The organism is Companilactobacillus furfuricola (assembly GCF_003946325.1).
Lineage (GTDB): Bacteria > Bacillota > Bacilli > Lactobacillales > Lactobacillaceae > Companilactobacillus > Companilactobacillus furfuricola.
The window spans coordinates 34,517-50,213 of record NZ_RHNT01000002.1 but is presented as its reverse complement, the minus strand read 5'-3'; the positions used below and the strand labels follow the sequence as shown (position 1 = coordinate 50,213).

Below are 15,697 nucleotides of genomic sequence, written 5' to 3'. Positions count from 1 at the left end.
TTGCTAAATTCAAAATTTCTGTACTTAACAATTCTTACGGTTTTAGGCCTGAGTGGTTATATCTACTAAATATTCATCATAATGAACTTCCTCTAACGCTTGAACTTGCCCTAAGATTTTGCAAATCAAAAAATACAAGAAGAAACATCTACCTAAAGTCGTATACCCTATCCGATTTTTGGAAACAACAATAGCCACAAGTAGAGTATCAACGACCTCTCCAGACCACAACATCAACCTTACCCTACCAAAGCAACAGGACTTCTCTCCCACCAACTCAATAATTTTGTGAAAACCTAGGTTCTGTGGGAGGGTGAAGGGAATTTGACCGTCAGCCATGAAATTCCACTTGGCGACGAAGGAGCTTAGTGGAAGGCCCAGCTTTGAGATGTCCGAAGCGGTTTTCTTCGGATAGCTCAAAGTGGTGCCCATGGCGTTCCACGGTCGCAATTCCCGGAACCCTCCCACAGAACCGGCAATGAACCCCCACCCAACAAACCACCACAATAATAATGTTACATTCTTAACAAAATTATTGTACTAACATTTTATTTCGGCTACAATTTATATTGTATTTATTCAAAGGGGGATACAAGGGGAATGAAAGCGATTAAAAAAATCGGTCTTTTAGCAGTCTTTCTAATGGCCTTACTAGTAGTAACAGCCTGCGGAAACAACAGCTCAAAAGACAGCAGCAGTAACGACACCAAAAGTTCGCAACAGTTCAAAGGCAAGACCATGAACGTCGTCGCAACTTCTGATGCTTATCAGCCACTATTCGATAAATTTAGCAAGCAAACCGGCGCTAAAGTTAAAGTTTTATCAATGTCTAGTGGTGAAGTTTTGGCAAGAATGAAGGCCGACAAGAGCAAGCCTATGGCTGACCTTTGGTTCGGTGGCGGTCTCGATGCCTTCATGCAAGCTAAAACTGACGGACAACTTGAAAAGTATCAATCAAGCTCCGTTAAAAAAATCGACTCACAATACCGTGACAAAGACGGCTACTGGTTATCAAAGGGGCTTACAGTTGGTGGCTTCGTCGTTAACAAAAAGGTATTGAAAGAAAAGAATTTGCCAGTTCCAAAGACTTGGGCTGACTTAGCTGACAGCAAGTATAAAGGCGAAATCATTATGAGTGATCCTGCCGTTTCAGGAACTATGTATGCCATCGTCAAAGGTATTATCGACCAAAAAGGGGAAAAAGCAGGTTGGGAATACTGGAACAAAGTCAATGACAACATTAGTTTCTACGGTAAACGTGGAAAAGATCCACAAGAAAAAACCGCTTCTGGCGAATTCGGCATTGGGATCATCCCGGTCGATAAGATGGCCTTTGATTCAGCAAAACAAAACGACTTAACAGTGGTTTATCCTAAAGACGGTATTCCTTGGGTACCAGAAGGTGTTGCTGTCTTTAAGAATGCTCCTGGTAAGAAAGTTGCCGAAGCCTTCATCGACTTCATGCTTGAACCAAAGAACATGAAAGAATTAGCTAAATTAGACGGTAAAGATACAGACCAGATCATCATGCCTGGTGTTAAAGGCCTCGATCTCGGTCTAAATAAAAAAGATTTGATGAAAGAAAATCTATCTACATTTGGTTCTGACCGTACAGCAGTATTAAACAAATGGTCTGACATGGTTGGAGACAAATAATTACATTGTAATCACTAAACCGAGATATTTCTTCACAGATGTCTCGGTTTTTTTAATCAGAGGGGGAAACGATGGCAAAAAAGCATTTCGGCAGTAAAACTATCAATTTGATCGTCTTCATCGTTTTATCCTTAAGTATTTTAGTGTTTATCTTATATCCGTATTTAAGTATTTTTATTGAATCATTCAATGAACCCGGACAAACTTTTTTCGACTTTTTCGTTAACAATCTCGACCTAACGAAAAACTCGCTCTTCATCGCAATTACAACCATGATCTTGTCGACGGTACTGTCCACCGCTGTGACCTTGATCTTCGTCTTCATCTCTAAAAAATGGCAACAGATCTTGCGTCTGATCCTCTTGATCACCATGGTCTCACCACCATTCGTTACGTCGCTTGCCTATATTACTTTATTCGGACGGCGAGGCATGATCACGCATGATTTACTACAATTGACCATCAACCCTTACGGACCGCAAGGGATCATTTTGATGGAAGCTTTGAGTTTTACATCATTGAACGCACTCGTTTTGATCGGTTTGATCAATCAATTAGAACCTAGTCTGATCAACAGTGCCCGTTCACTCGGTGCCAAAGTCGACTCGATCATTAAAGATATCATCATCCCCTTACTGCGACCAGGTTTGATCGTGGTTGCCTTGATCAGTTTCATCCGTAGTCTAGCTGACTTTCAAACACCTACGATCATTGGCGGAAGTTACAAAGTTTTAGCAAGTGAAGGATATTTAGCTGTCATCAGCATGGGCGACATTCATCAAGCAGCTTTGATCAACATCACCTTGGCGATCCCCGCACTGATCGGTTTTTTTCTCTACATTAAATACGACCGGATCGTCACAACTCAGGGACACGAGAATTCCGGTGGCCAATCGCCTTTCCCACTTCCCAAAAAAGGTGCCTTCTTCTGGATATCTTCGGTCTTGTCAATTTTCTTCTACATCGCATTGATCTTGCAATATGGATCGATCGTCTTGAATGCGGTCTCCGAAAAATTCATGGGAAAATTTCACTTCTCGCTCCAGCCCATATTGCAAACCGGCCCATACTTGAACGATACGATTTTACGAACGGTATCGTACAGCATTATTGCTGGATTGCTCGGTAGTTTGATCAGTTTTTTCATCATCTACTACAGCCAAGTCAAAAAAAATAAATGGATGCAGTTCATCGAAATGGTCGGGACCTTCCCTTATATTTTGCCGGGAACGTTTTTTGGACTAGGTTATTTGTACGCCTTTTCCAAACCACCGCTTCAAATCACTGGGACGGCTATCATCGTCGTCATCAACGTGATCTTCAAACAAGTGGCGTTTGCGACTAAAGCAGCCAAGGCGGCGACTAACCAGATCGAACCGACCTATTTCAAGACGGTCCACGATTTAGGCGGTACAGTCGTCAATGAATGGAACGACGTCTTCTTCCCTATGACTAAACATGGCTTTGCCCTGACATTCTTGAACGGATTTATCAGTACGATGACCACTATTGGGTCGATTATTTTCTTAGTTCACCCCGGTCAAAATATGATGACTTTAGTCATGTTTGACGTAGTTCAACAAGGACAATATCAAGTCGCCTCAGTCATTGCCTGTCTGATAATTTTGATCTGCTTAATAGCCGCCGGTATCGTCTTCGGCATTATAAATCTAAGCGAAAGGGATTGGTCACATGTTTTTAGAAGTCAAAGATCTAACCAAGAAGTACAATCATAAGACAGTCCTGCACTCGCTGTCGTTTCAAGTCAAACAAAATGAGATCCTGGTCGTTCTCGGTCCCAGCGGTTGTGGCAAAAGTACGCTCTTATCTTGCTTGAATGGCTTTACTACGACTGACGGTGGAACGGTAACTTTACTCGACCAAGATGTCACCAGCTTGGATCCAGAAAATCGCGATATCACAACTGTTTTCCAGTCTTACAGCTTGTTTCCACACATGAACGTTATCAAGAATTTGACATACGGTTTAAAGTTTCAAAAACTTTCGCGTCAAGAAAAAACTGCTAAAGCTAAAAAAATGTTGCATCTCTTGCAACTAGACGATTACGCTAATAGTAAGATCCAAGACCTCAGTGGTGGCCAGCAGCAACGTGTCGCCCTTGGTCGTAGCTTGATTGTTGAACCACAGCTACTACTATTAGATGAACCCTTTTCAAACTTAGACGAAAAATTGCGACTCAAAATGCGTCAAGAACTGCGACGCTTGCAAAATGAGCTCAATATCACCATGATCTTCGTCACCCATGACCAACAAGAAGCCTTCGCCATCGGTGATCGCATTCTCGTCATGGACCAAGGTCGGATCCAACAAATATCCAACGGTGAAGACTTGTATTCGCACCCTAAGAACGAATTCGTGCTTAAATTCATCGGCGATTCCAATCAAGTAACTGATGACGAGTACATTCGTCCAGAAAAAATCGAATTAACAAAAAACCCAACTGGTGACGGCACTATCACCAATAAAATTTTTCAAGGTGCCACGATCGACTATGCACTTGACTACCGAGGAAAGAATTATCAAGTTACTAGTTTAAATAGAGGACAAGAATTTAAGATCGGTGACCACGTCAATGTGGCCTATCGTACCGATAAGATGGAGGGATAATTATATGAAGATATTACACGTTCAAGCTCAACTGCCGGCTAAGACTGGTAGTGGCATTTATTTTTCAAATGTGATCAAAGGCTTTAAATATAAGTATGAACAAGCTTGTGTCTATGGCTACTTTGGTGATTTCGAATACACAACGCTTCCGAAAGATCATCAGTACCCATTAAAGTTCCCTAACGAAAAATGCGATTTTCCACTACCAGGAATGAGCGATGTCATGCCTTATAAGAGCACTGTTTATGGGGAAATGTCTCCAGAAATGATCGAATCTTGGCAAGATGCTTTTAAAGAGACTTTGCAAAAAGCTGTAACTGAATTTAAACCTGACGTCATCTTATGCCATCATCTCTGGTTCTTAACATCATTGATCTGCCAAGAATATCCAGACATCCCCACTTACGTCTTTTGTCACGGGACTGACCTGCGTCAAGCCAAACAGCATCCAGATCTAAAACAAAAATACGTTACTGAGCTAGATAAATTGAATCAGGTCTTTGCATTAAGTCATGAGCAGATTGACGAACTCCACGATACCTTCGGCATCCCGAAAGAAAAGATCACCGTCATCGGCGGTGGTTTCGATCCGAATATTTTCTACCCTGCTCACAAGGAGAAAAAAGATACTATCGATTTAGTCTATGCTGGCAAACTTTCTAAGCCTAAGGGAACTGTTGCTTTGCTCAAGGTTTTCGATCGTCTCAGTAAAAAATATCCTAACGTCGACCTACATTTGATCGGTTCTATTTCTGATAAAAACGAAAATATTTTAGATCCATATTTATCAAATCCGCAGATTCAATTTTATAACGTTTTAGATCAGCAAGAACTAGCCGATAAATATCGCCAGTTCGATATCTTTATCCTACCTTCATATTTTGAAGGATTAGGATTAGGAGCTATTGAGGCACTGGCCTGCGATTTAAGAGTCGTGGTTACTAATATCAATAACTTGAAAGAGCAACTTGGCAGTAAAGTCAACGACAGCGGCTATATTAGTTACGTTGACCTACCAAGACTTGTCAACCAAGATGAACCCGTCAAAGAGGACTTACCAGCATTTTACGACCGCTTGCAGTTAGCCATCGAAGATCAAATCTTAGGCGTTCAAGAAAAGCCTGAATTTACACAAGAAGTCCAAAAAGAAATCTTGAATAGCAGTTGGCCTCAGTTGATCGAAACTGTTGACGACATTATTACTCCAGATCCTGCAGAATGAACTACAAAAGCGATGAAATCAATCAAGATTTCATCGCTTTTTATTTTGAGACTATTTTTTAGTGACAGTAACTCTCTTTAATAAAAATAATTCCAAATATAAAATACGGCATAACTACACCAATTGCCCCAGCGCTTTTTTAGCTGGAGCATTTTTTCTTTGCTCGGCTTTTGATTGCTTTTTTCAAGCGTCTGGATACCATTCAACAGTCCGACATCATTCATGGGAAAAGCATCCCCCTGTTTGATACAACACATCAATATACAATTTGCCGTCCAAGGTCCGATACCTCTGATCTTAGTCATTGCTTTTTCCGCATCTTCGAAGTTGTCATATTTGCGATATTCTTGTTTAGTCATGTTACCGCTAGCTATTTTGCTAGAAATATCGAGCAAATACTCCGCCTTGTGGTTGGTCAATTTCAGATCCAACAATTCTTGTTTGCTAGCTTCTGCAACTATTTCAGCTGAAGGAAAGATCCAATAAGTACTATCTTGAAAATCGATTGTTTGGCCAAATCTTTTGATAAAATTTTGCTTCAACGACAATGCAAAATTGACCGTGATTTCCTGACCGACGATCTCCCAAACTAGTGCTTCAAATAAATCGGGGATCCCTACCAGACGCAATCCAGCTTGTTTTTTGAGGACTTTTTTTAAAATAGGATCTGTCTGTGCCATCTCATAAAAAGTTGAGAGATCCTGATCTAGGTCAAACCATTCCGTTACAAAATCCTGCAATTGTTGACGGATATTTTCCGTTACCTGAACCTGATTCAAGATGGTTACCGAAATAGTCTTCAATCGTGGATGATACATAATCTCGCAAAGCACTTTCTTTCCATCGATCACAAAGGCCCGCCGGATCCTCCGACCAACGATCCGATAAGCCAATTCATTAGGATCTCGCCGTAAATATTTCAAGATCTTGGCCCAACTAAAAATCGCCGGTACCGGTAAAACAAAATCTGCACGCAAAATATGACCTCCTTTAATTTCCACTATAGTTGTTTTAAAGGATAATGGTTACTAACAAGATTCTGAATACAAAAAAGAGAGTGAAAGAAGATGCTCAGCTGCTGAGGATTTAGGGACTGGCAGCTCAAAGGTGTGGCAAAGCCGTGCCTGCTTACAGTTGCTAAACCGGAGGCCGCTATCTTCTGTAACTCGTTTCCACAAAAAAAGTCTCCCAGTATACTTTGAGAAACTCCTTGAAAAATATTTTGTTTAATCTGGATGAATTTTATGCAGCACTTGATTCAACATGAATTGATGATATTTATTTTGTAAAGTTGGATCGGCATCTTTGATATCACGGTACATCTGGCCGTTGATCTTGTCCAAAATATTATTGAATTGCTGTAATTCGTCATCACTGAGTACTCTTAAATATTCTGGGATCGAACGAGTTCTTTTTTGAATTTCTGCTCGTCCACGGTCAGTTAATCTTACCAAAGTCACACGTTTATCAGTTATTGATTTCTCTCGTGTGACCAGACCTCTTCTTTCCAACTTACGAACGAACTCCGCCGTTGATTGTGGTGTCATATCGATCCGATCGACGAGATCTTTCTGGGAAATTCCATCAGTATCAACCAAAGCCAGCAAAATTTTGCCCTGACCTTGGAATAGCATTTTATAGTCGCTTTCGTGCTTGTTATCATCCTCAGCTATGTTTTGTAACATTTCAAATTCAATAATTTTGCCAGCTGTCTTGCCTTGGCTAGAAATATCAGTCATGATATCAACCCCTCATACAATGTATTATACCCTCTTTCTTTTGATAATTCAGGGAGGCCTGAATAAAATTGTTGTATTTTACTAAGGGGCACTTTATAATGCTCTTTAGTCAGGTAGACCTGATTATTTTTCTCAAAGGAGCGATTATAATGCAACAATCAAAATCTAAATGGTTAGTCTTGGGAACCGTTAGTTTAGCAGTCTTTATGGCTATGCTCGATATTACTATCGTGAGCGTTGCGCTACCGGATATTCAAAAAAGTTTCTCGGTAACCTTTTCTTCATTGCAGTGGGTCTTGAATGCATACACATTGATTTACGCGGTCATGCTGTTACCTGTTTCAAAATTAGGTGACAAACTGGGACGTAAAAAAGTCTTCTTAGGTGGACTCTTGATTTTTATCATGGGCTCAATTGCCAACGGTCTTTCATTAAATGATACTTGGTTAAACTTAGCACGTGGCTTTCAAGGGATCGGTGGTGCAGCGATGATGTCACTTTCCCTATCGATCGTCACTTCTGCATTTCCTAACAAGCAAAGAGGTCTAGCACTAGGAATTTGGAGCAGTGCCGTTGGTCTGGCAGTTTCGATCGGACCATTAGTTGGCGGTATTCTCGTAAACAGCCTCGGCTGGAGATCGATTTTTTGGGTCAATGTTCCTATCGGCCTTATCGCCATTATCTTCGGCTCAATTTTCATCACTGATAACCAACATCAAGATACTAAAAAACTAGATTGGTTAGGATTGATAACTAGTTCCATTTTCGTATTCGGCATCATTTTAGGACTCATTCAAAAAGAATCTCACTACGAATACACATGGCTAAATCTACACATCTTAAGCTGGTTTGGCTTAGCTTTGATTGCATTGATATTCTTCCTGATCGTCGAAACAAAAGTTGAAAATCCTTTGATCGAATTGTCCTTGTTCAAATCAAGAACCTTCGTCGGCGCCAACATTGCCGCATTTGCTTTAGGCGCCGGATTATACGGCGTTTTCACTTACCTTTCGATCTTAATGCAAAATTATATGGGTTATTCAGCTTTTGAAACTGGTCTAAAATTGTTAGTAATAAGTATCTTCACTTTGATCTTAGGACCAATTGCCGGGACTCTTTCGGATAAAATTGGCAATCGTTGGTTGATCAGTATTGCTCTATTCATTGGTACGATCGGAATCTTGGTCATCAACTCCATGTTAAAAGTGCCTTTTAAATGGGCCGCTTTATATCCCGGATTTATTCTCCTAGGAATCAGCAATGCCGTCTTGAATCCGCCAATTTCCAATGCTGCTATGGGATCAGTTGAACCTAGACAGATCGGCATGGCATCAGGGATCATCAATGTCTTTCGGCAAGTAGGTATTTCATTTGGGATTGTCATCCTAAGTATAAGCATAACTAATGGTTATACTTCAAAAATCACCACGGGCATGTCCAGGATAACTAGCTTACCAACCAAAATGACCGATCAATTGACTATGGCTCTCCACAAAGCAGGAGCTTTTGCCGGTCAACAAATATTTTCCGATCCTAAAGCTGCAGCTTTCAGCAACCAACCAGCCTTTCACCAAATAAAATCCATCGTCTACCAAGCATTCAATCAAGGAATGCATCAAGCAGACATAGTGATTGCCATCCTACTAGGAGTTGGTGGATTAATAGCCTTACTATTGATCAAAGATCAACCACGTCAACTTAATAAGAAATAAGCAAGTGTAAGTAACGAACCATCAGCACTAGCGTACTGAAAAGCAATGCTCGCTAATAGTTTGTTAACAAAAGTCGCTTTCTCCTGAAACTATTTTCACTAAAAAACGACCGAATCAAAAGATCCAGTCGCTAAAAATTGGTATGTATAGAAGGTATTTGGTATTCGTTCAGTATGATATACAAAAGGAGGTCTTTAACAAAAATGTAAAAACTGAAATTGGTATCCTATATCAATTGAAAACGATGATATCCATAATAAACATTAAAAAGATAGGTCAAAGAGTCAAACTCTAAACTCTATCCAATCCCTGCTTCAAATCAGCAATGATATCATCTGAATTTTCGATACCGATCGACAAACGGATCAAATCGGGTGTGATCCCGCTAGCCTTCAGCTCTTCTTCATTCAATTGAGCATGGGTCGTCGAAGCTGGATGGATAATCAGTGATTTAGCATCACCAACATTAGCTAACAATGAAAACACATTCAGGTTTTGAATCAGTTGCTTGCCAGCTTCTTCACCGCCAGTCAAACCAATGGTAAAGATCGAACCGACACCTTTCTTGAAATCACGGTCGGCTAGCTTTTTATAAGGGCTTTCAGGTAGTTCTGGATATTTGATCCAAGCTACTTTTGGTGAATTATTCAAAAATTCGATTACTTTGCGTGTATTCTCCACGTGTCTTTCTACACGAAGCGACAATGTTTCGAGTCCTTGTAATAGTAGGAATGAGTTGAATGGACTCAAAGCACCACCAGTATCACGAAGGACTTCGGCTCTGACTTTCGTCGTGAAGGCTGCTCCTTCTAGATCAGCAAAGACTAATCCGTTGTATTGTGGATCTGGTGTAGTGAATTCTGGATAACGTCCGGAAGCGCGGTAGTCGAACTTGCCATTTTCAGCGATAGTTCCACCCATGGTCGTTCCGTGACCACCGATAAATTTCGTAGCTGATTCGACCACGATGTCAGCTCCAAGGTCTAAGGGACGATACAAGTATGGTGTGGCAAAAGTATTATCAACGATCAACAAGATACCATGCTTGTGGGCGATTTCAGCGATTGCTGGTACGTCAGCCAAGTTGATGTCCGGATTTCCGATACTTTCCAGGTACAAAGCTTTCGTGTGGTCATTAATTTCTTTTTCAAAATTTTCAGGGTCGTCAGAATTGACGAAATGAGTCTTGATACCTAATTTTGGTAAAGTCACGTTGAACAAGTTAAAAGTTCCACCATAAAGTGTTGATGCTGAAACGATCTCGTCTCCTTCACCAGCAATATTTTGGATAGTAGCATTGATGGCAGCAGCACCGGTTGCCAAAGCTACTCCGGCAGTTCCGCCTTCTAGTTCAGCGACTCTTTGTTCCAAAACTGCGGTCGTTGGATTAGTCAATCTAGTATAAATATTACCTGGATCTTTTAAAGCAAAACGGTCAGCTGCTTGTTGTGGATCCTTAAAAACGTATGAAGTCGTTTGATAAATCGGTTCAGCACGTGCTCCTGTTTCATCAACTGTTTGTCCTGCGTGTAATTGTAAAGTTTCAAATTTGTAATTGTTTTCGGTCATGATTAATTCTCTCCTTTTGTATTTGATCAAGCCAGCCTTGATAGAGGTCCAAACTACTGTTGTGCCATCCAATATAGCTTTTGAGTGGATTCTCCAACGAAATATTCACTGGTTTCTTGATCGGTTGATTCTTCTTTAGATCGCGGTGGTATTCGTCGATCAATGTATTAGCGGTATATTCCGGATGTCCCATAATGTAGAGACTGTTACGATCAGTTGCTCTCATAAAGAACGATCCGGTTTGCACGTTATCGGCTAAAATTTCCAGCTGTGGTATCGATTCAACGATCGACGTTTCTACTTTGCTAAAACGCGATTGAGGCATTAAGAAATTCCTCGGTAAATGGGTCGTATTGATTTGATTTTTATAAACGCCAAATATTTTTTCTTTAACGTTGACTTTAGGAACTTCAAAGTCGGCAAATAATGCTGCTTGAGCACCCCAACACTTAAAAAGTTGATTTTGTGTATGTTTGTGTGCCCAGTCTCTAATTTCTAGAAATTCATCCCAATAATCAACGTCGGTAAATTTGATCTGCTCGACCGGCGCTCCAGTTACGATGAAGCCATCAAAATATTTATCCTTAAGATCATCCAGGGTAGCGTAACTTGCGGATAATTTTGACTGATCTCCATGTTTCCACACGTGTGATTTAGGGTACATAAAAGTTACGGAGACCGGTGTTTTCACTTCAGCAAAAAGTCGACTGATCTGTTGTTCTGTTTGAGCCTTGTTCGGCATGATATTCAAGACCAAGATCGATAGTTGCGGTTTTATCAATAAATTCTTCGGATCATTTTTGGTCAATCCGTTTAATTTGATTACAGTCATGTACGCTACTCCTCCTTATTTTTTGGACAAAAAAAGTCCCCATGTCAGCATTATGCCAACATGGGGACGATGTGGTCGTGGTACCACCCCAATTCGTAGACTAAGTCTACCTCAACGATTCCTTAATGAAATCCGGGATGATATCGCATCCTTGCGTAATTTCAGCTTACACCGAAAGTTAAGACTCAGAGCTCATGTTCGAAGGCCTTTCTCTGTCCGCCTTTTCACCATCAGCGGTCACTTTATCAGATACTCAACGATCTACTCTTCTCTTCAACGTCTAAATTAAATTTTATTTAATTAAATTACTGTTTAGTTTAAAACGATTTTATAAAAAGTCAAGGGTTATTCTTGAAAATCTTTGATTCCTTTTTGTAAACGATCGAGTCCATCCCTTACGTTATCAGTTGGACAAGCGATATTCATTCTTAAAAATTTATTTCCATCGCCACGGTAAACATTTCCGGCATTGAGGTATAATCCTGTATCTTCTCTAATAAATTTCTGCAATTCACCAGAATCGTCAGTGATATTTTGGCAATCGATCCAAAGTAAGTAAGTGGCTTCAGATTTGATCACCTTAACTTCAGGGATATTTTCCTTTACGAAGTCTTCGACTAATTCACGGTTGCTAGTCAATTTTTCTTTCAATTCAGCTAGCCATTTATGGCCTTGCGTATAGGCAGCGATCGATGCTGGGATAGCGAAACTATTCGGTTCACCGAGTTCATCCGAATTGATGCCTCGATCAACGATGTTACGCAAGTTTTCGTTAGGAACGATGACTGTAGCAGCGTGCATGGCAGCCACGTTGAAAGTTTTGCTTGGTGACACGCTGACAACGACATTTTGGATCAAGTCTTCAGGCAACGAGACCATTGTTGTATAGCCATATTCAGTGAAGGTAATATCTCCGTGGATCTCATCACTAATGATGATCACGTGATGTTTTTTAGCTAGTTCTGCGATCTTCGTCAATTCAGCTTTGGACCAAATCTTGCCAACTGGATTGTGGGGATTACAAAGAATCATCATGGTTGTCAAAGGTTCTGCCATTTTTTCTTCTAGGTCTTTGAAGTCGATCTGGTAGCCTTCGCCATCAAATTTGAGATCATTTGACAATACGTGACGTCCATTATTGACGATCGAGTTGTAAAAAACATTGTAGACTGGTGCTTGAACGAGCACATTGTCACCAACATTACTCAAACGTCTGACCATCGATGAAATTGATGGGACTACTCCGGTACAAAAGAGCATCCATTCAGTCTTAGGACGGAAATGGTGTTCCTTTTCGTACCAATCAGCTACAGCATTGAAATAGTCTTCGTGTGGTCGTTCGTAGCCAAATACTTTCTGGTCAGCTTTTTGCTTGATCGCGTCAATGATTTCTGGAGCCACTTGAAAGTCCATGTCAGCGACCCACATTGGTAGTTCATTTTCCTTGATATCCCATTTGATGGAATCAGTTTTGCGGCGGTCGATAGTCTTCTCAAAATCGTACATTAGATTGATTTCTCCTTCTCATCTTCAAGAGCTATTTCAGTCTTTGTTGAATCAATGTCGTCATCATCAAAAATAATTTGGCCAATTGATTGAGCATGGATCTTACCGTTGATGGGATTTTTAATGCTCATGATGTCAGAATTGATCTGAGCATCAATATTTGAACAGTATTCAAAAGCGAGGTCCGTCCGCAACAACTGGCAGTTTTCCATTTTGAGATCATCGATATAACAAAGTCCCTGATCACTTTCAATTGTACAATTTACGAAGCGAATATTCTTGGTATTCCAAGCTAAATATTCTCCGTTGATGACAGAATCGTAGATCGTCACGTTCTCGCAGTTCCAAAAAGCATCTTTTGATACAAACGTTGAATTGTGAACTTCAATATTTTTGGCACCGTCAAAGATGTAATTACCAACAAAACTAGAGTCGTCAACGCGGATGTTCTCACTGTTCATACCAAAGTAATCACCGTGTGCTTGGACGTTATTAAGTTTAATATTTTTACAAGTCCAAAGAGTTTCTTCAGCATCAGCAAAGTGAACGTTTTGCAAATCAACGTCATTGCACCTTCTGAATAATTTGGGAGCTTGGAGCGTACTGTCTTTGATCGAAATATCGTCGGTATACCAAATACCTGAACGTGACATTGTTTCAAAAATCGTACTCGTCACTTTAACGTGTTTGCTGTACCAAAGTGGGTATTTCCAAGTGAAAATACTACCATCTAGATTGATGTTACGGCTTTCCTTTAGAGGTGATTCACCAGTTCCGAAAGTTGTGTTGATGATGTTAGCGTCTTTAGCTTGAAAAAGTGGACGTTCGCCATCGTAGTAGTCGTTTTTATATTCTTTCATTCGTTAGTCTTCCTCCTGCTTTCATACTGATTAAACACCTTAAAGTTGAGTGGAAGGCAAGTGATTTAATTAATTTTTTTATCAGAAATTAAACTCTGCTTAGGATAATTGGTCATTTTGTTGGTAATTTATAGTAACTCTCATGTATCATCCATTTTTATTGAATTTTACTTCGGACTTAATACCGAACAAATAATTTGTAAATAAAAAGCATTCCCATCCCTTTAAATTTGGGATTTAGAATGCTTCTTCTTGGATCATAAATGTATATTTCTAAGCGCTCAAACCTCTTAGTTTGATGAATAGATCTTCATAGAATGTTTGAACTTTTTGAGCGTTTTTCTTGTCTCTATTTTTAGTTACGTCCAAGCCTACAAAGTCGTTGTGATCCCATCCTTGGACTGGCTCATTGTATTGCCATACTCCTTTGACAGCTTTATCTGTATTCGAGTATTCGAATGGTCCATTTTCGGTCGTTTGATCTGGTTGAGCAGCTTGACCAATGGGAGCTTTCGCTGATATCACTGGTACACAACCGTCACTTGGCCACCAGTTAGGATCGTTGCCCTGGTTACCGATGTAGGCTGCTCCGATACTGAAGTATGGTGCGATGCCTTTGATTGGTTCAGCTCGACCCGTTAGGCTTTGCTTGGTGGCATTTCCGGCGTATGTGAAGTAGTACTCATTTGCTGATAGATCAGTTCTTTGGGTGATCTGATCGGCACCATTGATCGATAGATCGTAGATGGAGTTGTCATGCGATGTCCAAGCTTTGCTATTGATCACTCGATTATTGAATTTAGCTAAACTTTCACCTTGTTTTCTAACTAGACCCCATTGGTCTAATTTGTAATCTGTTGTCTGGGGTTTTAAAGTCGTGGAATCTCTTGGAAGAGATAATCCTAATAAGTTTCCCGTGTTGATAACGTCTCTAACTACTTCGTTGATCGGTGAATTGGTTAATGGCGTTCCATTGTGGACTCCGGCAATGGATGTCACTGATTGCAACCAGTTGTGACCACCGGCAAAAAGCGGACTGACTTGTTCGCCATTATTTTGACTGGCAGCAATTTCTTCTTGATTGCCATTTCTGAGCATGGAGTCGAAGTCACGGATCGTTTGGCCACCCATAGAATGTCCAATGATGTGTACTTTGTTAGTATCGTCTAATTGCGGATAGATCCCAGGATAAGTCCGACCAAATCTTTCATGACCGTATTTTTGTGAATGGGCAATCCCATAATCAACTGTGCCACCTTTTAAGTAGGCGTACAATTCACACATTCGATCCCAGTCACTGCCATAAGGGTTGACAACTGCTTCATAAGCCGTACCATCCCCGTATTCTTGATTTAGTAACTGAATGATATTGTTGGAGCGTCCACCCCAGTATGGAAAGCTGGGGATTTCATCTTGTCCATAGCCATTCAGACCATGGACAAAAACTACTGGATAATCATTTGCGGCATCAGCTTGGTCGTTGAAACCGAATAGTGTGATCACGCCAGTGAATAAAAACAGAATAAACGCAAATCTAATCTTTTTCATGGTTCCCCTCCTATAACGCAAAATATTGAATGGTTTTATCTTAGCAAATAAACCCACGATATGTAAACGCTTACAGAAGATTAATTTTATGTAACGCCGTCACAAACTTCAGAAAAGCCCGTAAATACTAATATATGTGATTAAAACTTTTTTCCGTGAAAAATAAATCGGATATTTTGACATTCATTTTTTAAAAAATATCTTTGAATTATTTTACTAAATAATCAATATATTTAAGTTTTATGATTTATTTATCATATTTCAAATTACGATAAACAAAGAAAAAATTTCTATCTTTTTTAAAATTGAATGATATTATATATTTTGTAAGCATTTTAATTATTTTCTAATAAAGGGAGATAATAGAAGATTTAGGAAGTTTTTTATAGTATTATTGTCACGAGTACCACAACACATGTTTAGGT

Annotated in this window: 13 protein-coding genes; 5 read left to right on the top strand and 8 right to left on the bottom strand. The window is 40.0% G+C overall.

All coding sequences use genetic code 11. The features are described 5' to 3' along the window. Positions 1-42: 42 nt before the first annotated feature. Entirely contained in the window at positions 43-450 is a 408-nt protein-coding gene (locus EKM78_RS12390) for a hypothetical protein (protein ID WP_164507137.1), read from the bottom strand. Between the two features lie 150 nt (positions 451-600). Between EKM78_RS12390 and EKM78_RS01340 the strand changes: the two genes are divergently transcribed. The 4 genes from EKM78_RS01340 (at position 601) to EKM78_RS01325 (ending at position 5,506) form a co-directional block, all read left to right on the top strand. Then, entirely contained in the window at positions 601-1,656 is a 1,056-nt protein-coding gene (locus EKM78_RS01340) for an ABC transporter substrate-binding protein (RefSeq protein WP_125768247.1), read from the top strand. 71 nt (positions 1,657-1,727) lie between these two features. Beyond that, on the top strand, positions 1,728-3,392 hold the full coding sequence (locus EKM78_RS01335) for an ABC transporter permease (protein ID WP_125768244.1): 1,665 nt from the start codon (positions 1,728-1,730) through the stop codon (positions 3,390-3,392). Further along, positions 3,349-4,284 carry an ABC transporter ATP-binding protein gene (locus EKM78_RS01330; RefSeq protein WP_125768241.1) on the top strand — a complete coding sequence of 312 codons (936 nt, stop codon included), beginning with the start codon at positions 3,349-3,351 and terminating at the stop codon, positions 4,282-4,284. The genes EKM78_RS01335 and EKM78_RS01330 overlap by 44 nt, the downstream gene beginning before the upstream one ends. 4 nt (positions 4,285-4,288) lie before the next feature. Beyond that, complete coding sequence (locus tag EKM78_RS01325; RefSeq protein ID WP_125768238.1) at positions 4,289-5,506, top strand: glycosyltransferase family 4 protein; 1,218 nt, start codon at positions 4,289-4,291, stop codon at positions 5,504-5,506. Positions 5,507-5,583: 77 nt separating this feature from the next. On the opposite strand, the gene EKM78_RS01320 is transcribed toward EKM78_RS01325, so the two are convergent. Continuing rightward, positions 5,584-6,483 (bottom strand): DNA-3-methyladenine glycosylase 2, encoded by a 900-nt coding sequence (locus tag EKM78_RS01320; protein WP_125768235.1) that lies wholly within the window; start codon positions 6,481-6,483, stop codon positions 5,584-5,586. Positions 6,484-6,732: 249 nt separating this feature from the next. Beyond that, entirely contained in the window at positions 6,733-7,245 is a 513-nt protein-coding gene (locus tag EKM78_RS01315; RefSeq protein WP_125768232.1) for a MarR family winged helix-turn-helix transcriptional regulator, read from the bottom strand. A gap of 149 nt (positions 7,246-7,394) precedes the next feature. Here EKM78_RS01315 and EKM78_RS01310 point away from each other — a divergent pair, with 149 nt between their 5' ends. After that, positions 7,395-8,957: an MFS transporter gene (locus EKM78_RS01310; RefSeq protein WP_125768229.1), complete on the top strand. Its 1,563-nt coding sequence runs from the start codon at positions 7,395-7,397 to the stop codon at positions 8,955-8,957. Between the two features lie 291 nt (positions 8,958-9,248). Here the strand turns inward: EKM78_RS01310 and EKM78_RS01305 are convergent, their stop codons facing one another. From EKM78_RS01305 to EKM78_RS01285, 5 genes are all read right to left on the bottom strand, one after another. Next, positions 9,249-10,526, bottom strand: coding sequence for an O-acetylhomoserine aminocarboxypropyltransferase/cysteine synthase family protein (locus EKM78_RS01305; RefSeq protein WP_125768227.1), 1,278 nt, complete (start codon positions 10,524-10,526; stop codon positions 9,249-9,251). Beyond that, positions 10,501-11,358: a homoserine O-acetyltransferase/O-succinyltransferase family protein gene (locus EKM78_RS01300; RefSeq protein ID WP_125768223.1), complete on the bottom strand. Its 858-nt coding sequence runs from the start codon at positions 11,356-11,358 to the stop codon at positions 10,501-10,503. The genes EKM78_RS01305 and EKM78_RS01300 overlap by 26 nt, the downstream gene beginning before the upstream one ends. A 345-nt stretch (positions 11,359-11,703) precedes the next feature. Continuing rightward, positions 11,704-12,864, bottom strand: a complete 1,161-nt coding sequence (locus tag EKM78_RS01295) for a MalY/PatB family protein (protein WP_125768220.1) — start codon at positions 12,862-12,864, stop codon at positions 11,704-11,706. Then, positions 12,864-13,724, bottom strand: a complete 861-nt coding sequence (locus EKM78_RS01290) for a DUF3737 family protein (protein ID WP_125768217.1) — start codon at positions 13,722-13,724, stop codon at positions 12,864-12,866. The genes EKM78_RS01295 and EKM78_RS01290 overlap by 1 nt, the downstream gene beginning before the upstream one ends. 273 nt (positions 13,725-13,997) lie before the next feature. After that, positions 13,998-15,272: an esterase/lipase family protein gene (locus EKM78_RS01285; RefSeq protein WP_125768214.1), complete on the bottom strand. Its 1,275-nt coding sequence runs from the start codon at positions 15,270-15,272 to the stop codon at positions 13,998-14,000. Positions 15,273-15,697 lie beyond the last annotated feature (425 nt).